The organism is Micromonospora sp. NPDC005367 (genome assembly GCF_040606825.1).
Taxonomy (GTDB): Bacteria; Actinomycetota; Actinomycetes; order Mycobacteriales; family Micromonosporaceae; genus Micromonospora.
Genome location: NZ_JBEXFP010000054.1, coordinates 1 through 25,678, shown reverse-complemented (window position 1 = coordinate 25,678; position 25,678 = coordinate 1). Strand labels below are relative to the sequence as shown.

At 71.8% G+C, this 25,678-nt stretch carries 18 protein-coding genes; 8 read left to right on the top strand and 10 right to left on the bottom strand.

The genetic code is table 11. From position 1 onward, the window contains the following. The first annotated feature begins 312 nt into the window (after positions 1-312). Positions 313-1,902: a DHA2 family efflux MFS transporter permease subunit gene (locus ABZS42_RS27330; RefSeq protein WP_355149994.1), complete on the top strand. Its 1,590-nt coding sequence runs from the start codon at positions 313-315 to the stop codon at positions 1,900-1,902. A gap of 182 nt (positions 1,903-2,084) precedes the next feature. Here ABZS42_RS27330 and bla read toward each other — a convergent pair whose 3' ends face one another. The 9 genes from bla to ABZS42_RS27285 form a co-directional block, all read right to left on the bottom strand. Next, the gene (gene bla / locus ABZS42_RS27325; protein ID WP_355149992.1) at positions 2,085-3,023 is read right to left on the bottom strand and encodes a class A beta-lactamase; all 939 of its coding nucleotides are present in this window, start codon (positions 3,021-3,023) and stop codon (positions 2,085-2,087) included. 238 nt (positions 3,024-3,261) lie between these two features. Further along, positions 3,262-4,491 carry an ROK family protein gene (locus tag ABZS42_RS27320; RefSeq protein WP_355150019.1) on the bottom strand — a complete coding sequence of 410 codons (1,230 nt, stop codon included), beginning with the start codon at positions 4,489-4,491 and terminating at the stop codon, positions 3,262-3,264. A 108-nt stretch (positions 4,492-4,599) separates the two neighbouring features. Continuing rightward, complete coding sequence (locus ABZS42_RS27315; protein WP_355149990.1) at positions 4,600-5,700, bottom strand: sugar-binding protein; 1,101 nt, start codon at positions 5,698-5,700, stop codon at positions 4,600-4,602. 52 nt (positions 5,701-5,752) lie between these two features. Further along, positions 5,753-7,051 (bottom strand): multiple monosaccharide ABC transporter permease, encoded by a 1,299-nt coding sequence (gene mmsB, locus ABZS42_RS27310; protein WP_355149988.1) that lies wholly within the window; start codon positions 7,049-7,051, stop codon positions 5,753-5,755. Next, the gene (mmsA, locus tag ABZS42_RS27305) at positions 7,048-8,595 is read right to left on the bottom strand and encodes a multiple monosaccharide ABC transporter ATP-binding protein (RefSeq protein WP_355149986.1); all 1,548 of its coding nucleotides are present in this window, start codon (positions 8,593-8,595) and stop codon (positions 7,048-7,050) included. The genes mmsB and mmsA overlap by 4 nt, the downstream gene beginning before the upstream one ends. 430 nt (positions 8,596-9,025) lie before the next feature. After that, positions 9,026-9,406 carry a YccF domain-containing protein gene (locus ABZS42_RS27300; protein ID WP_355149984.1) on the bottom strand — a complete coding sequence of 127 codons (381 nt, stop codon included), beginning with the start codon at positions 9,404-9,406 and terminating at the stop codon, positions 9,026-9,028. Between the two features lie 61 nt (positions 9,407-9,467). Next, positions 9,468-9,758, bottom strand: a complete 291-nt coding sequence (locus tag ABZS42_RS27295) for a BON domain-containing protein (protein WP_355149982.1) — start codon at positions 9,756-9,758, stop codon at positions 9,468-9,470. Positions 9,759-9,819: 61 nt separating this feature from the next. Then, complete coding sequence (locus ABZS42_RS27290) at positions 9,820-10,386, bottom strand: STAS domain-containing protein (protein ID WP_355149980.1); 567 nt, start codon at positions 10,384-10,386, stop codon at positions 9,820-9,822. Positions 10,387-10,457: 71 nt separating this feature from the next. Further along, positions 10,458-10,769: a hypothetical protein gene (locus ABZS42_RS27285; RefSeq protein ID WP_355149979.1), complete on the bottom strand. Its 312-nt coding sequence runs from the start codon at positions 10,767-10,769 to the stop codon at positions 10,458-10,460. 227 nt (positions 10,770-10,996) lie between these two features. On the opposite strand from ABZS42_RS27285, the gene ABZS42_RS27280 reads away from it, so the two are divergent. From ABZS42_RS27280 to ABZS42_RS27260, 5 genes are all read left to right on the top strand, one after another. Further along, positions 10,997-11,671: a response regulator transcription factor gene (locus ABZS42_RS27280; RefSeq protein ID WP_355149977.1), complete on the top strand. Its 675-nt coding sequence runs from the start codon at positions 10,997-10,999 to the stop codon at positions 11,669-11,671. Beyond that, on the top strand, positions 11,668-13,023 hold the full coding sequence (locus ABZS42_RS27275; RefSeq protein ID WP_355149975.1) for a HAMP domain-containing sensor histidine kinase: 1,356 nt from the start codon (positions 11,668-11,670) through the stop codon (positions 13,021-13,023). The genes ABZS42_RS27280 and ABZS42_RS27275 overlap by 4 nt, the downstream gene beginning before the upstream one ends. Then, on the top strand, positions 13,020-13,583 hold the full coding sequence (locus ABZS42_RS27270) for a GerMN domain-containing protein (protein ID WP_355149973.1): 564 nt from the start codon (positions 13,020-13,022) through the stop codon (positions 13,581-13,583). The genes ABZS42_RS27275 and ABZS42_RS27270 overlap by 4 nt, the downstream gene beginning before the upstream one ends. A 95-nt stretch (positions 13,584-13,678) precedes the next feature. Continuing rightward, a complete protein-coding gene (locus ABZS42_RS27265; protein ID WP_355149971.1) occupies positions 13,679-14,947 on the top strand; it encodes an MFS transporter in 1,269 nt (422 codons plus the stop codon). Positions 14,948-15,024: 77 nt separating this feature from the next. After that, the gene (locus ABZS42_RS27260; protein ID WP_355149969.1) at positions 15,025-16,119 is read left to right on the top strand and encodes an SRPBCC domain-containing protein; all 1,095 of its coding nucleotides are present in this window, start codon (positions 15,025-15,027) and stop codon (positions 16,117-16,119) included. Positions 16,120-16,176: 57 nt separating this feature from the next. On the opposite strand, the gene ABZS42_RS27255 is transcribed toward ABZS42_RS27260, so the two are convergent. Beyond that, complete coding sequence (locus ABZS42_RS27255; RefSeq protein WP_355149967.1) at positions 16,177-17,769, bottom strand: GMC family oxidoreductase N-terminal domain-containing protein; 1,593 nt, start codon at positions 17,767-17,769, stop codon at positions 16,177-16,179. A 194-nt stretch (positions 17,770-17,963) separates the two neighbouring features. On the opposite strand from ABZS42_RS27255, the gene ABZS42_RS27250 reads away from it, so the two are divergent. Beyond that, positions 17,964-20,774 carry a family 78 glycoside hydrolase catalytic domain gene (locus ABZS42_RS27250; RefSeq protein WP_355149965.1) on the top strand — a complete coding sequence of 937 codons (2,811 nt, stop codon included), beginning with the start codon at positions 17,964-17,966 and terminating at the stop codon, positions 20,772-20,774. A gap of 81 nt (positions 20,775-20,855) precedes the next feature. Beyond that, positions 20,856-25,508, top strand: coding sequence for a family 78 glycoside hydrolase catalytic domain (locus ABZS42_RS27245; RefSeq protein WP_355149963.1), 4,653 nt, complete (start codon positions 20,856-20,858; stop codon positions 25,506-25,508). Positions 25,509-25,678 lie beyond the last annotated feature (170 nt).

Sequence of the window (25,678 nt, the reverse complement as noted above, 5' to 3'; positions counted from 1 at the left end):
GTCCGAGGTCCCGTTCGCCGGGCGGTCATGGTCGCCCACTGTGTGGGTGAGGTCACGGTCGGATTGACGTCACACTCGGGCGGAAGCCGAGCCGGCCACGTCGAGAACCCGGACGAACACCGCCCTATCGCGACGGAAGGTCACCGGTACCGGCCGAGGCGGTCGGGCTAAAACAGGGGCGGGCTGTCGGTGGTGGCCGCTACTCTGCCTGCGAGCATCCGCCCTCCGCGACCCGTGCCTCGTCCCACGCCACGGCGCGGCGCCACCCCCACCGCTCACTGCCAGTCAGCACGACCGACTTCAGGAGATCTAGTGACCCAGCAAGTTGCCGCGGCGCCGGCGAAACTGGACGCCGCGGTCCTCAAGGTGGCGGGTGTCGTCGTCCTGGGCGCGATCATGTCGATCCTCGACGTGACAGTGGTCAGTGTCGCGCTGCCCACGTTCCAGAACGACTTCGACGCCTCGTACGCCCGGGTCGCGTGGACGATGACCGGCTACACGCTCGCGCTGGCCACGGTGATCCCACTCGCCGGCTGGGCCGCCGACCGGTTCGGCACCAAGCGCCTCTACATGACGGCGTTGGCGCTGTTCACGATCGGCTCGGGGCTCTGCGCCACCGCCGACTCGATCGGGCAACTGATCGCCTTTCGGGTCCTACAGGGACTCGGCGGTGGCATGCTGATGCCGCTCGGCATGACGATCATGACCCGGGCGGCCGGCCCGAACCGGATCGGCCGGCTGATGGCCGTGCTCGGCATCCCGATGCTGCTCGGCCCGATCGCCGGGCCGATCCTCGGCGGCTGGCTGATCGACGCGGCCGGCTGGCACTGGATCTTCCTGATCAACCTGCCGATCGGTGTCGTCGCGCTGATCTACGCGCGGGTCGCGCTCCCGAAGGACGCGCCGGAACCGTCGCAGTCCTTCGATTTCCTCGGCATGCTGATGCTCTCCCCGGGCCTCGCGCTCTTCCTCTACGGCATCTCCTCGCTGCCGGAGGCCGGCACGTTCGGCGACCCGGAGGTGTGGGGGCCGATGCTGGTCGGGGCCGCGCTACTGGTGGCGTTCGTCCTGTACTCGTTCCGGCCCCGGCACCCGCTGCTCGATCTGCGGCTGTTCGCCAACCGCAACCTGACGGTGGCGGCGGTGACGCTCTTCGTCTTCATCATCGCCTTCATGGGGGCGGGCCTGCTCTTCCCGAGCTACTTCCTCCAGGTTCGCGGCGAGTCGACGCTGGCCGCGGGCCTGCTGATGGCGCCGCAGGGGATCGGCGCGATGATCACGATGCCGATCGCCGGCACGCTGGCCGACCGGGTGCCCGTGGGGCGGACGGTGCCCTTCGCGCTGGCGCTCATCGTGCTCGGGTTCTTCTCGTTCACCCAGGTCGACCCGGACACGTCCTACCTGTTGCTCTGCGGCTCGTTGTTCGTCATGGGTCTGGGCATGGGCGGCACCATGATGCCGATCATGACGTCGGCGCTGCGGACGTTGAGCGCCCATGACGTGGCGCGCGGCTCGACGCTGGTCAACATCCTTCAGCAGATCGGCGGCTCGGTCGGCGCCGCGGTCATGTCGGTGATCCTCACCAACGAGCTGAACGGCTCCGACGTGATCCCCGGCGTGACCGACCCGCAGAGCGGCAAGTCGGTCACCGAAGCGGGGCTGGCCATCGCCAGCCAGCAGCAGCCGCAGTTGCTCGAACAGTTCCCGGTGCCGCAGGAGCTCATCGACCGGGGGCTCGCCTTCGCCGCCCACTCGTTCGGCGGCACCTTCTGGGTCGCGTTCGCGCTGGTGGTGCTCACGTTCATCCCGGCCGCGTTCCTGTCCCGCCGCCGGACCGAGCGGCCGGACCTGCTCGACGGTGGGCAGGGCGACCAGACCCGTACGCCGGTCGGCATCCACTGACGTCTCTCGGGGCTGCCGGGGAGGACCCGGCGGCCCCGACGCTCGCCCGGTCAGGTCGACCGGCCGGTCCGCTCGGCCGGGACGCTCTGCCCGGGACCCGACCGGGACCCGCCCGGTCCGCTCCGCCCGCCGCGAGGCGCGGATCCGGTCAGCGGACCGGGGGAGGGCCGGCGGTAGCCGGCTCAGGGACGCAGCGCGTCGACGACGACCCGGGTGGCCCGGGCGATGAGCGCGTCGTCGTACGCGGCGTTCTCCGAGTCGCGGCTCGACAACACGGCGAGGACGATCGGCGCTCCCTCCGGCGGCCAGAGCACGGCGATGTCGTTGCGGGTGCCGTACCCGCCCCCGCCGGTCTTGTCGCCGACCGTCCAACCCGCGGGCACGCCGGCGCGGACCAGGGCGTCGCCTGTGGTGTTCTTCCGCAGCCACCCGTTGAGGACGTCCCGGTCCTCCTGGCTCAGTGCGTCGCCGACGGCGTACGCCCGTAGGTCCGTGGCGAAGGCCCGGGGTGTGGTGGTGTCCCGCCGGTCACCGGGTAGTCCCTCGTTGAGCGCCGTCTCGTAGCGGTCGGCTTCGGTGCTCGTGTCGCCGAGCCGGCGTAGCTCCCGTTCGAACCCGTCCGGGCCGCCGAGGTGACGCAGCATCAGGTTGGCTGCCGTGTTGTCGCTGTACCGGACCGCGGCGTCGGCCACGTCGCGCAGCCGCATCCCCGTCGCGACGTGCTGCTCGGTGATCGGGGAGTGCGCCACCAGATCGCTCGGCGAGTACCGGACGACCTGGTCGAGCTCGGTCGCCGAGGTCCGGTCGAGCAGCACGGCGGCGGCCAGCGCCTTGAACGTCGAGGCGTACGCGAACCTCTCGTCGGCCCGGTGCTGCACGGTCGTCCCGGTCCCGGTGTCGACGGCGAGGACGCCGAGGCGGGCGTCGAACTCGGTCTCCAACCGGCGGAACTCCCGATCCACGCCCACAGGTGTCGGCGGCGCGCCGGTGACGGGGGCCGACATGGCACCTGGGGCGGCCGGCGCATCGGGTTCGGCATCCGGCCCGCAGGCCGCGAGCCCGGCGAGGATCGTCGCCGCGCAGGTCACGGCGGCACCGCCGCGTACGCTCGGGAACCCCATTGCCGTACCTCCAGGCGTCGTGGACGGGCCCGACATCGTCGCCCAGAAGGAACACGCCCGGACGCCGACCGCGGTTGCCTTCCCGGTGGGACCTCCGCGCTGGAGGCGGCGACGTCGACCACGGGCCCGGGGCGGGCGTTCCGCCCTCCTCGCCGGGCGCGGTCGGGCCGACGGCGGCGCGGACGTGGGGCCGGCCCGCCGGCGGGTTCGGAAACGCGATCCGGCGGCGCCGGTCGGGTCAGGCGGCCGTGCCGATGTGCAGCGGGTCGGCCAGCAGGTGCGCGAACGTGAGTTCGGCGGCGCCGATCAGGGCGGCGTCCGGCCCGAGTGCCGCCGGTAGTAGCTGCACGTGCTCGCGGGAGGCCGGCAGCGCCAGTTCGTCCAGGCGCTCCCGGACGACGTCCGCGCCGGCCAGGTAGACCTCGCGCAGCGACCCGCCGAAGACCACGGCGTCGGGGTTGACCACGTTGACCAGGTTGGCCACGCCGAAGCCGAGCCAGTCGGCGACCCGCCGGACCGCGGCGGTGGCGGCGGGCTCCCCGTCGGCCGCCGCGCGCAGCACCTCGCACACCCCGTCGGGCGTACCGGGATCACGCCCGGCGTGCCGCAGCAGCGCGGCCTCGCCGATCTCGGTCTGCCAGCAGCCACGGGACCCGCATTCACAGGGCAGGCCGTCGGGGTTGACCACCATGTGACCGACCTTGCCGCTGCGACCTCCGTGGCCCACGACGAGCCGGCCCTCGATGATGATGCCGGCGCTGACGCCGCTGGACCCGTGCAGGTAGATGAGGTCGTCCACGTCGGCGGCCACGCCCCGGACGTGCTCGGCGAGCGCGGCGATGTCGGCCAGGTCGCCGGCGAGGACGGTGGGTCCGGTCCGGCCGTCGCCGAAGGCCGCGCCGATCGCGGCGCGCAGTCTCTCGTCCGGGCCGCCGATACGAACCCGTCCGTCCCGGTCGCGGGTCGTGTCGGTGACGGCGACGGCGATCCCCACCCGGATGGAGTCCGGCGCGACGTCGCGGTCCATCTCATGGGCCAGGGCGGCCAGTGTGTCCACGGCGTCGACGGCGGACGTGCCGGCGGGTCGTGGGGTGTCACGAAGGTCGAGGACGCGACCGCCGAGGCCGATTCGGGCGGCGCGCAACTTGTCCGGCTCGATGCTGAGCGCCTGCGCGTACACCCGGCTCGAGCGGGGGGTCACCACGAGCGAGGGGCGACCGCGGCGGGTCGTGACGGGCGCTCCCTCGGTGACCAGGCCGGCGGCGGCGAGGTCGGCGGCGAGCGCGCCGATGGTGCTGCGATTGAGGCCGAGCCGCGCGGTCAACTCGGCCCGGGAGGTCGGACCGTGGACGTGGACGTGACGCAGCAGGGCCCCGAGGTTCTGCCGGCGGATCTCCTCCTGGCTGGCACCGGACGCGGGGGGCGCCGGGACGGCCGGGGTGCCACCGGTTCGGTGGAGAGCGGACAGCGGGGGGCGCACGGCCGCACCTCCTTCCGTCTGTCGGTGCCGTCGGCTCCAGGAAGACGAAGGGCCCCGGAGATATCCGGGACCCGACGTCTCTACCTGTGGTGCTACTTACTTGGTCAGCGGCGCGAGCTTCGGGTCGTTCGCGTACGCCTCAGCCGCGTTCGCCTTGGTGACGGCGACCGGCGGGAGCAGGAAGGTGTCGACCACCTTCGCGCCGTTGTTGTAGGTCGTGGTGTCGTTCACCTGCGGGGCGTTGCCGGCCTGCAGGGCCTTCACCATCTCGATGCTCTGCTTGACCAGAGTGCGGGTGTCCTTGTTGATCGTCATGTACTGCTCACCGGCGACGATCGACTTGACCGACTCGACCTCGGAGTCCTGGCCGCTGACGACCGGGACCGGCTTGCCGGCGCCCTTCACCGAGGTGATGATCGCGCGGGCCAGGGTGTCGTTCGGGGAGAGGACGCCGTCCAGCTCCTTGTTGCCGTAGGTCGAGGTCAGCAGCTGGTCCATGCGGGCCTGCGCACCCTCGGCCTTCCAGCCCTGGATGGCGGTCTGCTTGATGTCCTTCTGACCCGAGGCGACGACAACGTTGCCCTTGTCGATCTCCGGCTGGAGGACGCTCATCGCACCGTCGAAAAAGACCTTCGAGTTGTTGTCGTCCGGCGAGCCGGAGAACAGCTCGATGTTGTACGGGCCGTTCGGCTTCTTGGCCTTCATGCCGTCGAGCAGGGCCTGGCCCTGGAGCTGGCCGACCTTGAAGTTGTCGAACGCGACGTAGTAGTCGACGTCCGGCGTGTTCAGGATGAGCCGGTCGTACGCGATGACCTTCGCGCCAGCCTGGTGCGCGGCGGCGACCTGGGTCGACAGCTGCGCGGCGTCGGTCGCGCCGATGATGATGACCTTGGCGCCCTTGGTGACCATGGACGTGATCTGGGCCTGCTGGTCGGCGACCGTGGTCGACGCACCCGCGTACTGCACGTTCGCCTCGAAGCCGGCCTCCTTCAGGCCGTTGGTGAACAGGTCACCGGCGAGGACCCAGTTCTCCGAGGTCTTGGCCGGCAGGGAGACACCGATGAGCGAGTTGGCCGGGAAGCCCTTGGCCTCGCTGCCCGAGCCGCTGGTGCCCTCGTCGCGGCCGGAGCCGCAGGCGGTGAGGGCAAGCATCGCGATGGCACCGACGGCCATCGTCTTGCCGAGAAGCTTGCGCATTGGGGTGGTTGCCTTTCTTGAGGGTTGGTGGTGAGAGTGCGGCCGGCGGGCGTCAGCCGGCGACCGTCGTCTTGGCGGGCTCATGCTCCGCCCCGGACGATGGCGTAGGTGCGGCGGGCACTTCCCGGCGGAACTGCCTGGTGAGGCTTCCGATGATCGAGAAGCGGCCCTGGCGCTTGTTGTAGACGTCGACCGCGACGGCCAGCAGCAGCACCAGGCCCTTGATGATCTGCACCTTGTCCGTGCCGACGCCTTCGAGCTGGAGGCCGTTGTTGAGTACGGCCATGACCAGACCGCCGACGATCGAGCCGCTGATGGTGCCGATGCCGCCCGCGACGGCCGCGCCACCGATGAAGACCGCGGCGATGGCGTCCAGCTCCCAGCCGTTACCGTCCTGCGGTCCGGAAGCCTGCGACCGGGCCACGAAGATCATGCCCGCGAGCGCGGCCAGGACCGACATGTTCATCATGACGAAGAAGTTGACCCGCTTGAGCTTCACGCCGGACAGCTCCGCGGCGCGGGAGTTGCCGCCCACCGCGTAGATGTGCCGGCCGCCCGCGGTGTTGCGGGTGTAGAAGGAGTACACCAGCACGAGCGCCACCAGGATGATGCCGGAGACCGGGAAGCTGGTGCCGACCCGGCCACTTCCGAAGCGCAGCGAGACGAAGATCAGCACGCCGACCATCACGGCCATGCGCAGGATCGAGATCCAAATCGGGATCGGGTCGGCGTTCATCTCCTTGCGCGTACGGCGCATCTGCAGTTCCCGCCACACCACCGCGATGGAGCCAGCCAGGCCGAGTAGCAGCGTCAGGTTGTTGTAGCCGGTGTTCGGACCGATCTCGGGCAGGTAGCCGGAGCCGATCACCCGGAAGCCCTCCGGCACCGGGATCGTGTTTGCGTTGCCGATGAACTGGTTGCCGCCGCGGAAGAGCAGCATGCCCGCCAGGGTCACGATGAACGCCGGCACCCCGATGTAGGCGACCCAAAAGCCCTGCCAGGCACCGATGACCGCGCCGATCGCGAGGCCGAAGAGAATCCCCAGCGGCCAGGGCAGGTTCCACTCCGTCATCGCCTTGGCCACCAGGATGCCGGTGAACGCGGCGATCGAGCCGACCGAGAGGTCGATGTGCCCGGCGACGATCACCATCAGCATGCCGATGGCCAGGATCAGGATGTACGAGTTCTGCTGGAACAGCGCGATCAGGTTGTCCGACCGCAGTGTCAGCCCATCGGTCCAGATCTGGAAGATCAGCACGATCACCACCAGGGTGGCGATCATCCCGAACTGGCGGGCGTTGGAAGTGGTGCCTCCGAAGAGGTTCTTTTGAAGATCCTTGAGTCGGCTCATCGTGTCTGCATCTTCTTAGTTGAGGTCATCAGCTTCAGGAGGGTCTCCGGGTCTGCGTCCTGCCGGGCGACTTCGCCGGTGATGGTGCCTTCCGACACCGTGTAGATGCGGTCGCAGAGCCCGATCAGCTCGGGCAGTTCCGAGGAGATGACGATGACGCCCTTCCCCTGGTCGGCGAGCCGCTGAATGATCCCGTAGATCTCGTACTTGGCCCCCACGTCGATGCCGCGGGTCGGCTCGTCCAGGATCAGCAGGTCCGGGTCGGTGAACATCCACTTCGCCAGGACGACCTTCTGCTGGTTGCCGCCGGAGAGCTTGCTGACGCCCTCGTCGACCGTCGGGGTCTTGATGTGCAGGCTCTTGCGGTACGCCTCGGCCGCCCGGTACTCCTCGACCTGGTCGAGGACGCCGTGATGCGTGATCTTGGACAGCTTGGCGGCGACCGTCGACGTCTTGATGTCGTCGAGCAGGTTGAGGCCGATCGCCTTGCGGTCCTCGCTGACGTACGCGAGACCGTTGGCGATCGCGTCCGCCACCGTCTTGAGGACGACCTGCTTGCCGTCCTTCATGATCGTGCCGGACTCGTAGACGCCGTAGGAGCGGCCGAAGATGCTCATCGCCAGCTCGGTGCGGCCGGCGCCCATGAGACCGGCGAAGCCGACGATCTCGCCGCGGCGTACCACGAAGTTCGAGTGCTTGGCGACCAGTCGATCGGCGGAGATCGGGTGCCGGACGGTCCAGTCACGGACCTCGAAGAAGACCTCACCGATCTTGGGCGTGTGGTCCGGGTAGCGGCTGTGCAGCTCCCGGCCGACCATGCCGCGCACGATCCGGTCCTCGTTGACGCCGTCGCCCTTGACGTCCAGCGTCTCGATGGTGTGGCCGTCCCGGATGATGGTAATCCGGTCGGCGATCGCCTCGATCTCGTTCAGCTTGTGCGAGATGATGATCGAGGTGATGCCGCGCTCGCGGAAGCCACGCAGCAGGTCCAGCAGGTGCTGCGAGTCGTCTTCGTTCAGCGCCGCGGTCGGCTCGTCGAGGATGAGCAGCTTGACGTTCTTGGCGAACGCCTTGGCGATCTCCACGAGCTGCTGCTTGCCGACACCGATGTCCTTGATCAGGGTGTCCGGGTCCTCCCGCAGGCCGACCCGGGCCATCAGCTCCAGGGCCTGCCGATTCGCGGCCTTCCAGTCGATCGCACCGTTCTTCCGGGGCTCGTTGCCGAGGAAGATGTTCTCGGTGATCGACATGTGCGGGATGAGGGCGAGCTCCTGGTGGATGATCACGATCCCGGCCCGCTCGCTGGCCCGGATGTCGCCGAAGCGGGAGACCTCGCCCCTGTAGACGATGTCGCCGTCATAGCTGCCGTACGGGTAGACCCCGCTGAGAACCTTCATCAGCGTGGACTTGCCTGCGCCGTTCTCCCCGACGATCGCGTGGATCTCACCGGCGCGCACCACCAGGTTCACGTCGGACAGGGCCTTGACCCCGGGGAACTCCTTGGTGATGGAGCGCATCTCCAGGAGGATCGGTACGTCGCTCATTGTTCGCACCACCTCGCCAACGTCATGGATGCCTCCGGGAAGCGTCTGGCCCTACTGGTTTTGTTGCCGTCGGCAACGTATTCGGACCAGAGGATCATTCGCAAGCTGGGGGCCCACCAATTCCGTAACAACCCGGTAATAATGACCCCGCGTCCGCCCTGGTCACCATGGCGGACGGTGCGATCCGTGCCACACCCGTAGCAGAAGGTGACGGTGGGCATACGCTCGTCGTCGTGTCTGCGGGCCTGGCTCGGAACCGGTCTCCTCCGGTGCCGGCCGCGCGGCAGGCATGATCATGGCAGGTTGCCCGGAGGGCTCGACATCGCCCTCTCGTGCGTGTACGGTACGTGCCCGCTTGAAGGAGAACGGCGGCCATGCGCAGTTTTTGCCGGGGCGACCGGTTCGTCGGTTTCCGCCCCGGCAGGCCGGCTCAGGGCCGATCGACGACCTCGCGTCCCAGCGGCCAGAACGCCGCCGGCACCAGCTTGAAGTTGGCGATGCCGAACGGGATACCGATGATCGTGATGCAGAGCGCGATCCCGGCGACGACGTGCGACAACGCCAGCCACCAGCCCGCCAGCACCACCCACAGGACATTGGCCAACCCCGACGCGACGCCCGCGCCGGGCTTCGGTACCAGGGTGCGGCCGAAGGGCCAGAGGGAGTAGTTGGCCAGGCGTAGCGCGGCGACACCGAACGGGATGGTGACCACCAGCACGAAGCAGATCAGCGCGGCGATGCCGTAGCCGACCGCCAGGACGATGCCGCCGCCGAAGATCAACCACAGCACGTTCAACACGAAACGGATCATGATGTACAGCATGACCGGCGTGCGCCACGCCGCCCGAAGACGGTGGGTGGGGCAGACCCGGTCATCCCCGCAGCCGCCGCCGGCCCGGCTGGCGGAGGGTGTTGCAGACGTCGAGCACGCCCGGAACGTCCCAGGCGAGCTCACCGGCGACCCGGCGGACCTCCGGGTTGGCGACCGTGCCGGAGAGGATTACCACACGGTTCTGCACCGTGACCTCGATCTGCTGGTGGCGGGTGGTCCAGTCGATGCCCAGCCGTTGGGCGACGAGCGCGGCGAGCCGCACGTCGTCGCTCGCCGGCCCCGGGTCCTGGAGGTAGCGGTACAGGGCGTCGTCGGGCCAGGGCAGAATCATCGTTCCTCCGAGGGTGGGCCAACTGGGCGGATCCGGATCGAGGCGGCCGTTCCGGGCCGGGTCAGGGCGAGGTGTCGGCGAGTCCGCGTAGGGCCGCCGCGCGGCTCTCCACGACGGGAAAGATCCCTTCGAGGCGCATGGTGTGCAGCACGGTCAGGACGAACCGGGACGGCGCGACCAGGCAGAGCGTGCTGTCCCGCTGCCGCGCCTCCTGATGGGCGCGGACGAGCAGGCCGAGCCCCGTCGAGTCGATGACCTGCACCTCACTGAGGTCGACGAGGACCTGGTCGCCCTGCTCCACCGCCTCCCGCAGCGCGCGCCGGAGCGCCTCCTGCGGATCGCGTTCGGTGACGGCCGGTTCGCCGCCCACCTCGTCCAGGTAGTCGATCCCGAGCGCCCGTTCCCGCCCCACGAGGTTCCCGACAACCGTGCCGTCCTCGGGCAGGTTCAGGCTGCACCGGGGGCAGTGGTGCGGGCCGGAGGCGAAGGGGGAGCCGACCCAGTCGTTGGAGAAGACCAGCGTCCAGACGACCTCCGCGTCCGGGAGGACGGGAGCCGCACCGGTGATCGTGTCGCCGCAGCCGTCGCAGATCAGAGTCATCAGGTGATCCGCAGGTACCACGGTCATCGCCAGTTCCTTTCGTTCGTTCCGCCGGTCCCTGCCGCAGATCGGCCGGTGGCCCGCGAGTGAGCGGTTCGTCAGTGGCGTCGGCCGGCGTCGGGTGGGTTCGAGACGGTGGAGTGGTCGCCGTCACCTTGGCCGGCTGTGAGGAGAGCGAGCAGCACCGCGCCGGCCGCGCACCCCGCCTGGATGGTCAGCCGCGGGCCGGGAAGTTCGTCGATGTCCGTGCCCGCCAGCCGCGCGACGATCGAACCGAGCAGCGCGGCGGCCACGCCGAGGGAGAGCGTCAGCCAGAGTGGCGCCGCCCGCCGCCCGGGTACCGCCCACCGCCCGATCATGCCGACGGCGAGCCCGACGACCAGCGCGCTGACCAGCACCCTGCCACTCACGTGCCCCTCCTTCGTCGCGTCGCCGGACGGGCGACCGGCGGGCCGGACGAGAGGCTCGTCCGGTGCCGCCCCGCCAGGTGGGATCGCGAAGGGCGGCGGGGGACCCGGATACCACCCTCTGTGACGATCTTGGAGGTGGTCGCTCGGTTCCATGACAGTTGTGTGACAAATCAGGGGAACGGCGACCACGGTTGGGCGAGGCCACGCCGGTTGGGGATGATGCCGGTATGACGGCCGTTCTGGTGATCGAGGACGACGACCGTATCCGGCTGGCACTGCTGCTCGCGCTCGAAGAGGAGGGTTACCGGGCGTACGGGGTGGCGACCGCGGAGGAGGGGCTGCAACGGCAGCGCGCCGACCCGGCGGACAACGTGCTGGTCGACCTGATGCTTCCGGGCATGGACGGTTTCGAGTACATCCGGCAGCTACGCCGCGACGACGACGTGCCGATCGTGGTGGTCAGCGCCCGGGACGACACCCACGACATCGTCGCCGCGCTCGAGGCCGGCGCCGACGACTACGTGGTGAAGCCGGTGGCGATAAAGGAACTGTCGGCGCGACTGCGGGCGCTGCGGCGCCGGGGCCGGGTCGAGACCACGCCGGTCAGCAGTCACGTGGTCGGCGAGCTGGAGGTCAGCCCGGAGGCGGGGGAGGTACGCCGGGCCGGGCAGCTCGTGCCGGTCACCCGGACCGAGTTCCGGCTGCTCTGCGAACTGGCCGAACACGTCGGCCGGGTGCTGTCCCGCCGGCAGTTGCTGCAACGCGTCTGGGGCTACGACACCGGCGACGAGCGCCTGGTCGACGTACACGTGGGACGGTTGCGGCAGAAGATCGAGGACGACCCGGCCAACCCCCGGCACCTGGTGACGCTCCGGGGCCTCGGCTACAAGCTGCAACGATGAAGCGCCTCGGACTGCGTGCTCGGGTCACCGCCGCGTTCGCCGTCGGCGCGCTGCTGCTGGCCGCGTCGATGGCGCTCTTCTCGTACGACCTGACCCGGCACTCGCTGCTGGAGGAGCGCGAGCGCACGGCGGTACGCGCGGCCTACTTCGACGCGGCCGTGGTGCGCACCGGGCTCGACACGGAGGACCCGGACGTCGTGGAGGTGCTGCGGTCCCTGGACACCGGCACCGGTCGCCGTCCGCTGCTGCACCGCGACGGCCAGTGGCACAGCCGTTCCGCCGAGATCGACGGCAGCCCCGTCCCGGCCGAGCTGCAACGGGTCGTCCGCTCCGGTGAGGCCGCGGTGCAGCGGATCATGGTGGCCGGGCAGCCCACCCTGCTCGTCGGCGTCCCCCTGTCCGACACCGCCAGCTACTACGAACTCACGTCGCTGCGCGAGGTCGCGCGGACGCTCCAGGTGGTGGCGCTCACGTTGACCGCCGTGGCCATCATGACCGCCGGCTCCGGCGCGGCCCTCGGGTGGTACGCCACCCGGCACAGTGTCCGTCCACTCACCGCGGTGGCCGACGCCGCCGAGCGGATCGCGGCCGGCGACTACACCACCCGCCTCGACGCGGCCACCGACCCGGACCTGACCCGGCTGTCGACCTCGTTCAACCGGATGGTCGACGAGCTGGTGGAACGTATCGACCGGGACCGCCGCTTCGCCGCCGACGTCAGCCACGAGCTGCGCTCGCCGTTGCAGACCCTGGCCGCGGCGGCGAGCGTCCTGACCCGCCGGCGGGAACACCACGACGAGCGTACGGCGACCGCGGCACGGCTGGTCGCCGAGGAGATCAGCCGTTTCCAGCGCCTGGTCGACGACCTCATCGAGCTCGCCCGCACCGAGCAGCCCGCGCAGCGGGAACTCGTCGACGTGGTGACGCTGGCCCGGGAGACCTGCCGGGCCCGCGGCCTCCCCGACGGCCTGGTACAGCCCGGACCCGGCCCGGCGACCGAGTGGCGGGTGGACCGGCGCCGGTTCGAGCAGATCCTGCTGAACCTGCTCGACAACGCGAGCCGCTACGGCGGTGGCGCGGTCGCCGTCCGCCTGTGCGTCCGGGCGCCCGACACGGGTGTGCTGGAGGTGGACGACGACGGCCCCGGCGTGCCCGCCGCCGACCGGGAGGCGATCTTCGACCGCTTCGTCCGTGGCCGGGTGGCGCACGCCCGCGCCGACAGCGACGGTACGGGCCTCGGACTGGCGCTCGTCGCCCAACACGCAGCCGCACACGGGGGACGCGCGGACGTGACCGAGCGCCCGGAGGGCGGCGCGAGGTTCCGGGTCGAGCTGCCGGGGGTCCTGCCGTGAGCCGCCGTCTCCTGGCCGGGGCACTGCTCGTCGGGCTCCTCGGCGGCTGCGGGGTGCCGGTCGACGAGGAGCCTCGCCGCGTACAGCCGCCGCCCGGTTCGTTCCCCACGACGGGTAGCGCCGGCCCGACGGCCACCTCCGGGCGGGCCACCGAGACGCTCTGTTTCGTCCGCGAGGACCGGCTCGATCGCGCGGTACGGCGGGTGGACGTCCTGCCGGGCGTCGACGTCCAACTCCAGCACCTGTTGGCCGGACCGGCCGCCGAGGAGCGGGAGGCCGGCTTCGCGAGCGCGCTGCCCGGCACGGTCAGCGTGGCAGGGGTGCGGATGAACGGCACGATCGCCGAGGTGGACGTCCGGGCGGCCGGGGAGGAGACGGGTCGCAGCGACGAGGTGCTCGCCTTCGGTCAGATCGTCTGTACGCTGACCACCCGCTCGGACGTGCGGCGGGTCTCGTTCCGACGCGACGGGCGGCCGCTGGACGTACCGCGGGGTGACGGTTCCCTCTCCCGCGACCCGCTCGGCGCTGCCGACTACGCGCCGCTCATGCCGGTGCGCTGATCCCGTCGCCCGGTCGCCCCGTCGCCCCGTCGGCCCGGGAAGGTCCGCCCGCGGCCATCCCAGCCCGGGACGCCTCGGGCCGGTACCGTGCGGCAATGAGCCGTGGCACGCCGACGCCCGCCCGCTCGTTGTGGCGGGACCGCGCCTTCAGCACGTACTGGTTCGCGCAGTCGCTCTCCGCCGCGGGCGACGCGTTCGCGTTCCTCGCCGTCCCGCTGCTCGTGCTGCACGCCACCGGATCGGTCGCGCAGATGGGCCTGCTGACCGCGGTGGCCGGCGCCGCGTCGGTGGGCGCGGGGATATTCGGCGGCGTCCTGGTCGACCGGTACGACCGGCGCACCCTGATGATCGGCGTGGACGTCGTACGCCTGGTGCTCTACGGCGTCATCCCATTGGCCTGGCTCGCCGGGCCGCAGGTCTGGCTGCTCTTCCTCGTGCTGCCGATCTGCGAGGCGGCCGGGATGCTCTTCCAGATCGCCGCGGTCGCCTCGGTACCGGCCCTGGTGGACCGGGACCGCATCACCGAGGCCAACGGGCGGTTGCAGGCCACCTTCGCGCTGACGGCGGTGGCCGGGCCGCTGCTCGCCGGGGTGGTCTCGGCCCGGGTCGGCCCCACGATGGCGCTCGCCGTCAACGCGATGAGTTTCGCCGTGTCGGCTGTGGGCCTGCGGATGATCCGGTTCCGGCCGCGTAGCGAGGTGCAAGGCGTCGTCCGGCGGGAGAAACCGCTGGCCGAGTTCCTCGCCGGAGCGCGGTTCCTCTGGCGGCAGCCCGTGCTGCGCGCCCTCACCGTGCTGCTGGCGGTCTTCATCTTCCTGACCTACGGCTTCACCGACGTGCTCGTCTACCACGTCAAGCACGACCTGGGCGGCACCGACGGTACGGTCGGCGCCGTACTCGGTCTGGCCGCGCTGGGCACCGTCGCCGGGGCGCTGCTGGTGGCGCCGCTGCGCCGCCGCCGCGGCTTCGGCACGGCCTGGATCGGTGCGCAACTGTTGTGCGGCCTCGCCCTCGCGGGTGTGGGACTCGTGAGCGATGTGCGCGCCGTGACCGTGCTGACCGCCGTGTACCTGTGCGGTATCAGCGTCGGTGGCATCTCCTCGATGTCGCTGCGCCAGGAGATCACTCCGGATCATCTGCTCGGCCGGGTCACGTCCGCCTTCTGGAGCACCCACTACTCGCTGGGACCGGCCGGCGCCGCCGTGCTGACCTGGGCGGCGGGACGGTTTGGGGTCACCGCCGTGATGCTCGTGGCGGGCGCCGGCTGCGTCCTGGTCGCGCTCGGTGGACTCTGCACCCCGATCCGTGGCGCCGGCACGCCGCGCGCCGTCCACCAGGCCCAGCCGGCGCCGGCCGGGATCTGACGGCGCGTGCCGCATCCGGTGCGCCGGAAGGGACCCCGTGCCGTGCGACCGACCACCCTGGATCGTAGAGTCTCGCCGTGATCGAGATCAGTGCGCAGGTCGACCTGTTCCACCCTGCTGACCGGGTCTGGCACGCATTGACCGACCCGGAGCTGCTCGGCCGGTGGTTCGCCGACACCACGGCGGCGGCCGACGCGCCGGGCCGGCTGCTGTTCGCCACGGCGGCGCTGCCCGGCTTCGACGACGTCGTCGGAGCCGAGGTGGTCGAGCAGCGGGCCCCGGAGATGGTCACCATGCGGTGCCTGGAGGCCGGCCGCCGGAGCCTGCTCACCTGCACGCTCACGCCCACCGCGGAGGGCTGCCGGCTGTCGTTGCGGGAGACCCTCCAGGACGGAGAGTGGACCACCGAGCTGCGTGCCGCCCGGGAACAGGGTTTCCAGCAGGCGCTGGCCAACCGGCTGCCCGCGATCCTCGACTGGTTCGCGTTCCAGCAGGTCGACCTGCGCCGTGGCGATGCCGGGATGACCGCCGAGCTGCCGGTGCTGGAGTGGGCGGGCGCGTCGAAGCCGCGCGGCCGTCGGGGAGTGGTGCTCCTCGCGGCCGGGGTCGGCGTGCTCCTCGCCGGTGGCGCGGCGGCCTGGGCGCTGCGGTCGGAGCCGCCGGAGCAGAGCGGGGCGCAGCCCCCTCCCACGCCGACGGCGACCGTGACCGGATCGACGGCGGCGTCGAGTCGTCCCATCCCGGCCACCTCGTCCGCCCGGCCGAGCCGTACGTCGAGTCCGAGCCTGCGGCCGAGCCGTACGCCCACGGCGAAGCCGTCCCGCACGTCCGGGTCCGCGCCGCCGCCGCAGCCGCCCGGACCGGTCATGACGGCGCGCTACGAGAACGTCAACAGTCGCCTGCTCGGCTACACCGGCGAGGTGAGGGTCACCAACCCGGGCGATGTGGCGGGCGCGGACTGGACGGTCGTCGTGACGTTCTCCGACGACAGCGAGATCGGCAAGGTCAGTGGTGCCCAGTGGCGGCAGGACGGCCAGACCGTCACGTTCACCGGATCGGCCGTACCGGCCGGGAAGTCACAGACCATCCGGTTCGACGTACGCGACTCCGCGGCGTTCGCGAAGGGACCCGCGAGCTGCGCCATCGACGGCAGGCCCTGCGAAGGGCTGTGAGCCTCCGCTTCGGTTCGGGTCGACCCGCCCGCCGGATGACACGCCCCGCCTCGTGCGTCAGCGTTCCAGGATCAGGTCGGCGGCCCGCCAGGCCAGGGCCATCACCGGGGCGTTGAGGTAGCCGGAGACCAGCACCGGCAGCACCGACGCGTCGACGACCCGGAGCCGCTGCACGCCGCGTACGCGCAGCTGCGGGTCGACGACCGAGTCGTCGTCCGGGCCCATGCCGCAGGTGCCCACCGCGTGGTACCCGCAGTAGCCGTTGTCCAGCGCGGCCCGCACGATCTCGTCGTCGTCCTGGACGGTCGGGCCGGGCAACGTCTCCGCCGAGATGCGCTTGGCGATCGGGTTGGTGGCGAACAGCTCCCGCACCCGGCGGAAGGCGCCCACCGCGACCCGCCGGTCGTAGGGGTGCTGGTAGTAGTTGGCGACGATGCGTGGCGACGCGCCCGGGTCGGCGGAGGTGATGGCGAGGCTGCCCTCGCTCTCCGGCCGGGTCACCGTGACCAGGCCCATCAGCCCCGGCTCGCGTTCCAGCTCCAACGCCCGACCCGGCCGACGTGGCGCGGCCGAGAACGGCGCCAGCAGCACCTGCGCGTCCGGGCGGTCCACCTCCGGGCTGGAGCGGATGTACGCCCCGACGTCGGACACCGGAAGGGCGAGCGGCCCGCGACGGGTGAACAGGTATCGCAGCGCGGCCATCGCCTGGCCGGACCCGCTGCTGAGTGCGGCGTTGTAGCCACCCGGGGCGGCCAGCCGGAACTGCAGCGGCACGGACCGGTGTTCCCTCAGCCCGACGCCGACCCGGGGACGGTCGAGCAGCACGGGGACACCCGCCTCGCGCAACGTGTCGGCCGGGCCGACGCCGGATACCTGGAGCAGCTGCGGTGAGGCCAGCGCGCCGGCGGCGAGGATGACCTCGGCCGAGGCGTAGCAGTCGACGACCTCGCCCCGCTGCTCGGTGCGTACGCCCAGGGCCCGTCCGTTGTGGATCAGAAGACGGAGCACCACCGTGTGCACGGCGACGGTGAGGTTGGGCCGGTCGCGTACCGGGTGCAGGAACGCCTCGGCCGCGCTGACCCGGCGGCCGTCACGGATGGTGGCCGTCAGGTAGCCGATCCGATCGTCGTCGTCGGCGTTCAGGTCGTCGACGCGCCGCCAGCCCAGCTCCTCGCCGCTGGCGATGATCTCCTCGCAGAGTTCGTCGGTGCCGGTGGCGGTGGAGAGGCGCAGCGGGCCACCTGCGCCGCGTACCTCGGAAGCGCCGAGTGGATTGTCCTCCAACCGCTTGAAGATCGGCAGCATGGTGTCCCAGCCCCAGCCCGGATTGCCGAGCCGTTCCAGCTCGTCGTAGTCGAGCCGGTCGCCGCGCCCGTACACCATCCCGTTGATCGAGCTGGAGCCGCCGATGATCCGGCCGCGCTGCCAGACCTCGCGCTGCCCCGATGCGACCTCGGCGGGGTAGTGCCAGGCCGTGCGCCGGTCGTCCATCAGCTTGCTGAAGCCCTTGGGGATGCGGACGAAGGGACTGCGGTCCCACCCGCCCGCCTCGATCAGCAGGACCTTGGTCCCCGGGTCCTCGGTCAACCGGTTGGCGAGCACACAACCGGCCGCGCCCGCACCGACCACTATGTAGTCGTACTCCGCCACGAGGCGCCCCCTCTCACCGGCATCGACGGGACATACGGTAGGCCTTTGATCACGCAACGGGAAGGGTCCTCACGTCCCGTGGAGGCGTTCATCGATGTCCTCGCTGGCCGGATCCGGCCATGAAGGACACCTTCACACGACGCTGACGAGCACGTAGCCTGCCTGAAACGATTCATAAGGTGGAGGAGGCAGGCGTGATCCCTCGGATCGTCGACCACCGGCCGCTTTCCGGAAGACGCCGTACGGTCGCCATCGCGGCGGTCGCGACCGTCGTCGGGACCGTGCTGGCCGGGGCTCCGCCGGCGTACGCCGCCCGGGGGCACGCCCCGGACGCGCCGGACGCCCTCACGGTCGACGACCGTGCCCACCCGCTCAACGTGGAAGGCACGCCGCGGTTCGGCTGGCTCCCGCGCGACGCCGACCCCGGTGAGGTGCAGACCGCCTACCGGATCACCGTCGCCCGGCGGGACGGCGGCCCCGTCTGGGACTCCGGCAAGGTCGCCTCCGACCAGCAGTCGTACGTCCCGTACACCGGGCCCGGGCTGCGCGCCGGAGCGGCGTACCGGTGGACCGTACGCACCTGGGACCGCACCGGCCGGCAGTCCCCGCCCGCCACCGGCGAATTCGAGACCGGCATCGCCGACAGCGAGTGGGAGGGCGCCAGCTGGATCCGCCGCGCGACCACCGAGGCGGACGACTACACCCTCGCCCGCACCGAGGTCCGGCCCGCCGCCAGTCGCGTCGTGCGGGCCCGCGCCTACACCGCGGCCGACCACACCTACGAGCTCTACCTCAACGGCGTCCGCGCCGACCGGGGCACCTCCTTCGGCTACCAGGGTGAGGACTACTACCAGGCCGCCGACGTCACCAACCTGGTGGCCGCCGGCAAGCCGCTGGCCATCGGGCTGCGGTACCACTGGTACGGCAGCGGCCAGGGTCGTCCCGCCGGATCGCGCGGTGTGTTGCTGAAACTGGTCGTCGAGCACGCCGACGGCACCCGCGAGGTGTTCGTCACCGACGGGTCCTGGCGGGTCGCCCGGGACAGCCGGTTCGTCGCCGCCGCCGAGCGGCGCAACGGCGAGGGGGACCGGGTCGAGCGGCAGGACGCCCGGGCCGAGATGACCGGTTGGACACGGCCCGGCTACGACGACGACGTCGCCCCGTTCACCGCCGCCGAGGTCGTCGGCGCACACCCCACCGCGTCGTCGCCGCACCTGATCGGCCAGGAGACCCGGCTGGCGGAGCGGACGGTCGCCCCGGTCGCGCTGCGTACCGCCGCCGACGGCACGGTCGTCGCCGACTTCGGCGTGGTCATCCCCGCCCGACCGGTCGTACGGTTCCACGCCGGCGTGACCGGACACACGGTCCCCATCCGGGCCGGCTACACCCTCACCGACAGCGGCCGGGTCGCCACGTCCACCCTGCTGTCGCAGGGCACCGACATGAGCTTCCCCTACATCCAGACCGACGGGGCGCAGGAGTTCCGGGCCTTCACCCACCTCGGTTTCCGCTACCTGGAGATCCCCGACGCCGGCGAGGACATCGCGCTCGACGACGTCTCGGCCATCGTGGTGCACACCGACGTCCCGCCCGGCGGAAAGGCCACCTTCGCCAGCTCGGACGCCACGCTGAACGAGGTGTGGGCGATGATGGCGCGCTCCGCGCTCTACTCCGTCCAGGAGGCGTTCGTCGACACCCCCACCCGGGAGAAGGGGCAGTTCCTCGGCGACGCCGCGAACATCTCCTACGCCACCATGGGCGCGTACGGCGAGCGCGACGCCACGCAGCAGGCCATCCGCGAGTTCCTCCGCTCGGCCGCCCGCTACTGGAACACCGGCGACGACCGGGGCCGCTACAACGCCGTCTACCCCAACGGGGACGGTAAGCGGGACATCCCCGACTACTCGCTGATGTTCGTCGACTGGGTGTGGCGCTACTGGGTCGAGACCGGCGACCGGGCCCTGCTCGCCGAGGCGTACCCGGCCATCCGGGACACCGCCGACTACGTGCTGCGCCACATCCCGGCCACCGGCCCCACCGCCGGCCTGGTCACCGAACTGGCCGGCGGCAGCGGCGCGTACCGCTTCGGCATCGTGGACTGGCCCGAACCCGGCCGGTTCGGGTACGACATGAGCGCCGCCGCCCGCACCACGATCAACGCGCAGGGTGTCGACGTGCTCCGCACCACCGCCCGGATGGCCGCGACGCTCGACCGGCCGGCCGCCGAGGTCGCCACCTACGAAGGGCACGCCGCTGCTCTCACCGAGACGATCAACGCGAAGCTGCGCCGGCCCGACGGCGTCTACGTCGACGGGCTGTCGGCCACCGGCGAGCCCAGCGCGCACGCCGGCCAGCACTCGACCTCGTACGCCATCGCGCACGGAGTGGCCCCGCGTACGGACCTGCCGGCGCTGGCCGAGCACCTCGCGTCGATGGGCATGAAGCAGGGCCCGATGACGGCGCACTGGCTGCTGCGGGCGCTGGCCGACGCCGACCGTCCCGACGCGGTGCTGCGCCTGCTGACCAACGCCGACGACCTCGGCTGGGCCGACATCCTCGCCCAGGGCGGCACCTTCACCTGGGAGGCGTGGACCCTCGACCCCGGCAGCAACTTCAGCCAGTCCCACGGTTGGGGCGCCCAGGCCGTGGTGGACGTGCAGGAGACCCTGCTGGGTGTGCGTACCGCCAGCCCCGGCGCCGCCCGCGTCGACGTGGCGCCGCCCGCCGTGGGCCTGGACCGCGCGTCCGGTGTCGTGCCCACCCAGCGGGGGCCGGTGCGGCTCGACTGGCGGCGTACCGATTCGGGGCTGCGGGTCGACCTCGACGTGCCGGTCAACGTCACGGCCCGGGTCGCCCTGCCGGTCACGGCCGGGAAGTCCTACCGCTCGGCCGGACCGAGCAAGGCCACCTTCCTCGGCATCGAGAAGGGTCGCGCCGTGTTCGAGGTGGGTTCGGGGCGGTCCAGCCTCCGCCCGGTCTCCGCGTCGGCCACCCAACCCCGCTGACCCACCGGCCGGGCCGCATCGGCGGCCCGGCCCGGCCCGGACCGCCGCGGCCGTCGTCGCACAGAAGGGTGAGGACCCGGTATGAAGCTCCCGACTCGGCGCCGCCTCGCGCTCACCACGGCGCTCCTGCTCCTCGCCGGCCCGACGACCGCCGTGGTGTCGGCCGGGCCGGCGGCCGCCGCCCGACCCTCGGCGCCCGCGCTGGCCGTGGCCGGCCTGACCGCCGAGCGGACGACGAACCCGATCGGGCTGGACGTGCCGCGACCCCGGCTGGGCTGGCGGCTCGACTCCACCGCGCGTGGCGTGATCCAGGCGTCCTACCAGGTGCGCGTGGCTACGAGCACGGCCCGACTCGACGACCCTGACGTCTGGGACAGCGGGCGGGTCCGGTCGCGGCAGAGCGTCCTCGTCCCGTACGCGGGCCCCGAACTACGGCCTCGCACCCGATACGTCTGGCAGGTGCGGGTGTGGGACACCGCGGGCCACGCCTCGGGCTGGAGCGAACCGGCCTCCTGGGAGACCGGTGTCCTGGGCGCGGCGGGCTGGCGAGCGGACTGGATCGGGCTGCCGTCGCCCACCGAGTCCTGGGCGGACTACACCGTGCAGACCACGGTCCGCCTCGAACGTGACGCCGCCGGCGTCTACCTGCGTGCCACCGGCCCGGCCAACGCCTACATGTGGCAGTTCTCGATCGTCGGTGGCACCGCGAAACTGCGGCCGCACGTACGCACCGACGGCGCCTGGCGCGTGCTCAAGGAGGTGCCGCTCGGCGACGTCGTGCCGGCCGAGCGGCTGACCGCCCCGCACACGCTGCGAATCACCGCGGCCGGCGACACCATCACCACCTGGGTCGACGGCACCCAGGTCGACGTCACGCGCGACGGCGCACACCGCGGCGGGTCGGTCGGCCTGCGCACCGACGGCGTCGAAAGCGGCGTCTTCTCGGACTTCTCCGTGACCAGCGGCGACAGCGCACTGTTCGCGGCGTCGCTCACCGACGGGGAGAACCCGTTCGGCGGTGGCACGCCCACCGGCGACGGGCTGCGGGTCAGCGGCGGCACCGAGGCGATGCTGACCGCGCTGGACGCGAACCCGCTGCTGCGCCGGGGATTCCACGTCGACGGGAAGGTCACCCGCGCCCGGATCTACGCCACCGCCCTCGGCGTCTACCAGTTGTCGCTCAACGGCCGACGGGTCGGTGACCACGAGTTGGCGCCCGGCTGGACCGACTACGACAAGCGGGTGCAGTACCAGACGTACGACGTGACCGGGCAGCTCCGCCGGGGCGACAACGTCCTCGGCGCCCTGCTCGGTGACGGTTGGTACGCCGGCACCATCGCCTCGTTCGGCACCGACCACTACGGCTCCCGCCCGCATCTGAGCGCGCAGCTGGTCGTCGACTACGCCGACGGGCGTACGGAGACGGTCGGCACCGACGGCTCCTGGCGCGCCACACCCGGGCCCTTCCGGCAGAGCGACCTGATCCACGGTGAGACGTACGACGCGCGCCGGCTCCCGCCCGGCTGGGACCGTCCCGGGTTCGACGACTCCGCCTGGTCACCGGCCACGGTGGACGAGACTGGTGCCACCGGACGGCTCGTCGCCCAGGTCGACCCGCCCGTGCGGGTCGTGCAGGAGCTGCCGGCCCGGGCACTGACCCAGCCGACCCCCGGCACCTGGATCTTCGACCTCGGGCAGAACATGGTGGGCAAGGTCCGGCTGCGCGTCTCCGGGCCGGCCGGCGCCACGGTCCGCATCCGGCACGCCGAGGTGCTCAACCCGGACGGCACGGCGTACACGGCGAACCTGCGTTCGGCGCAGGCCACCGACCACTACACGCTGCGCGGAGGTGCGGCGGAAGTCTACGAACCGGCGTTCACCTTCCACGGCTTCCGCTACGTCGAACTGACCGGCTTCCCCGGCACTCCCGACCTGGCCACCGTCACCGGCCTGGTGATGCACACCGACGGGGAACTCACCAGCGAGTTCGAAACCTCCAACGCGATGGTGAACCAGCTGCACTCCAACATCACCTGGGGGCAGCGCGGCAACTTCCTCTCCATCCCGACCGACACCCCGGCGCGCGACGAGCGGCTGGGCTGGACCGGCGACATCAACGTCTTCGCGGAGACGGCGACGTTCAACATGGACAGCCTGACCTTCCTCACCAAGTGGCTGCAGGACCTGCGCGACGCGCAGTCGGCGAACGGCGCGTACCCCGACGTGGCCCCCCGCGCCTGCTGCGGTGACGGGGCGACGGGATGGGCCGACGCCGGCATCACGGTGCCGTACACGCTGTGGCAGCGCTACGGGGACATCCAGGTCGTCGAGGAGCACTACCCGTCGATGGTGCGGTACGCGTCCTGGCTGGAGAGCACCAGCTCGGGGCACCTGCGCGCGAACGCGGGCCCGTACCTCGACTGGCTCAACCTCGACGACCCGACGCCCGCCGGAGTCATCGGCACCGCCTACTACGCGTACGGGATCCGGCTGCTGGGGGAGATGGCGGAGGCGATCGGCCGGGACGCCGACGCGGCACGCTACGCGGCGTTGTCCCGGGACATCGCCGAGGCGTTCGTCGACGCGTACGTCTCGGCCGACGGCGCCGTCGCGGGTGACAGCCAGACCGGGTACGTGCTGGCCATCGGCATGGGACTGTTGCCCGAACCGGTGCGCGCCGAGGCCGCCGACCGGCTGGTCGACAACGTGCGGCGGCACGACTGGCACCTGTCCACCGGGTTCCTGGGCACCCCTGACCTGTTGCCGGCGTTGAGCGACACCGGGCACCTGGACGTCGCGTACCGGCTGCTGCTCAACGACACCTACCCGTCGTGGGGCTACGAGATCGCCAAGGGCGCGACCACCATCTGGGAGCGCTGGAACTCGATCATGCCGGACGGGAGTTTCGGCGACGTGTCGATGAACTCCTTCAACCACTACGCCTACGGTGCCGTCGGCGATTGGATGTACCGGACCGTCGCCGGCATCCAACCCGACCCCGGCAACCCCGGGTACACGCATCTCACGTTCGCGCCGCAGCCCGGTGGCGGCCTCACCTCCGCCCGCGCCTCGTACCGGGCGGCGCAGGGCGTCATCGGCAGCGACTGGAGCCTCGACACCCGGGGCGACATGCGGCTGCGTCTCACCGTCCCGGCGAACGTGACGGCGACCGTACGCATCCCGACGCCGACCCGGCACGCGGTCACCGAGGGCGACCGTCCGGCGGAGGCGGCCCCCGGGGTGCGGTTCGTCCGGGTGGACGGAGCGGTCGCCGTCTACGAGATCGGATCCGGCACCTACTCCTTCGCCGTCGACCGGGTGCTCGGTGACCTCGGCGACGCCGGTGACGCGGTGACGGCGCTGCGATCGCTGACCGACGAACTCGCCGGCGAACTCGGTCGGCCCGCGGAGGCGTACCTGGATGCCCGGTTCGGTCAGCTCGCCACCGCCAGCACGGCGGCCCGCACGGCCCACCTCGCGGGCGACGCCCGTGCCGCCGCGGCGCACGCGCACCGGGCCCTGGCCACGGCGGACGACGTGCGCCGGTGGCTGCGCACCCAGGTCGACGCCGGAAGGATCAGCGCCGCCCAGGCCGACCGCCTCACCACCCTGCTCACCACGGTGGGCCAGCGGCTCTCCGCGGCCTCCTCGGCGCTGCTCGGAGCGGTGATGACCCTCGACCTGCCGGTCGGCGAGCGGATGCCCGGCGACCTCCTGCACGCCACTGTCGCCGTCACCAACGGCGGCACCGGGCCGCTCACCGCGGTGACGTCCGCGCTGCAGGTCCCGGACGGCTGGACGGCGACCCCCGTCGGCGCCCGGCCCACCACGGTCGCGCCGGGCGCCACCGTGCGGCACCGCTACGACCTGCGGATCCCCCTCGGGCAGTCGCCGGGCACCGCGACCGTCGACGGGTCGGTAAGCTATCGGCACGGGGGTGGCACCGCGACCCTGCCGGTGTCGGGAACGGTCAGCACCGTGCCGGCGGTGCAGATCGTGTCCGCGGCCGCGGAACCCGTCGCCCCCGGCGCCGCGACCACCGTCACCACCGTGCTGCGCAACCGGTCCACCGCGCCGGTGACCGGGCGACTCACCACCGTGGCGGCGGACGGCTGGGCGGTGGCACCCGCCGCCGGGTACGACCTCGCCCCGGGGGCGGAGGCCACCGTGTCCACGGCCGTCACCGCGCCACTGTCGACGACGGAAGGACCGGCGACGGTCACCGTCGCCACGGGGGACACGGAGGCCGAACGGCGCGCGGTGCCGGTCCAGGTCCGGATCACCAACCCGCCGGCCGGCGCGTACGACCACGTGGATCTCGGTGACGCGGCGTCGGAGCAGGCGCACCGGCTCGCCGCCTCGGCCTACTCCGGCACCGGCACCGAGGCGGGCCTGACCCGGCGCTACACCAACGTCACCCAGCCCGACGGGTGGTTCGAGTTCGACCTCGCCGTCACACCGGGCGCACCGTTCGTGCTGCGTGCCGTCGAGACGTACGACCAGGCGCAACTGAAGGACTACGAGGTCCTCGTCGACGGCATGTCGGTCCACACCCGGTCCTGGCGGCGCACCGCCGGTGGGGCCGGCACAGTCAGCTACCAGTTCGTCGTCGATCTGCCGGACGCGACCCGCGACGGCGCGGTCCGGGTGCGGTTCCGGGACACCGGCGAGGGCTACGACCCGTCGATCGCCGACGTCTGGTCCGCGCCACTGCCGGCCGGCGCGCAGCCCTGACCGCACAACGCCACCGTATCGAGGAGGAGACCGATGGCGCAGACCCCACGACCGGCCCCGGCACCGGGACCGGAGCTCAGTCGCCGATCCCTGATCGGGTGGGGCGTCGCCGGCGCCGGCGCCGTGGCGCTGGGCGCGGCCGGCACCGAGCCCGCGACGGCCGCCCCGCC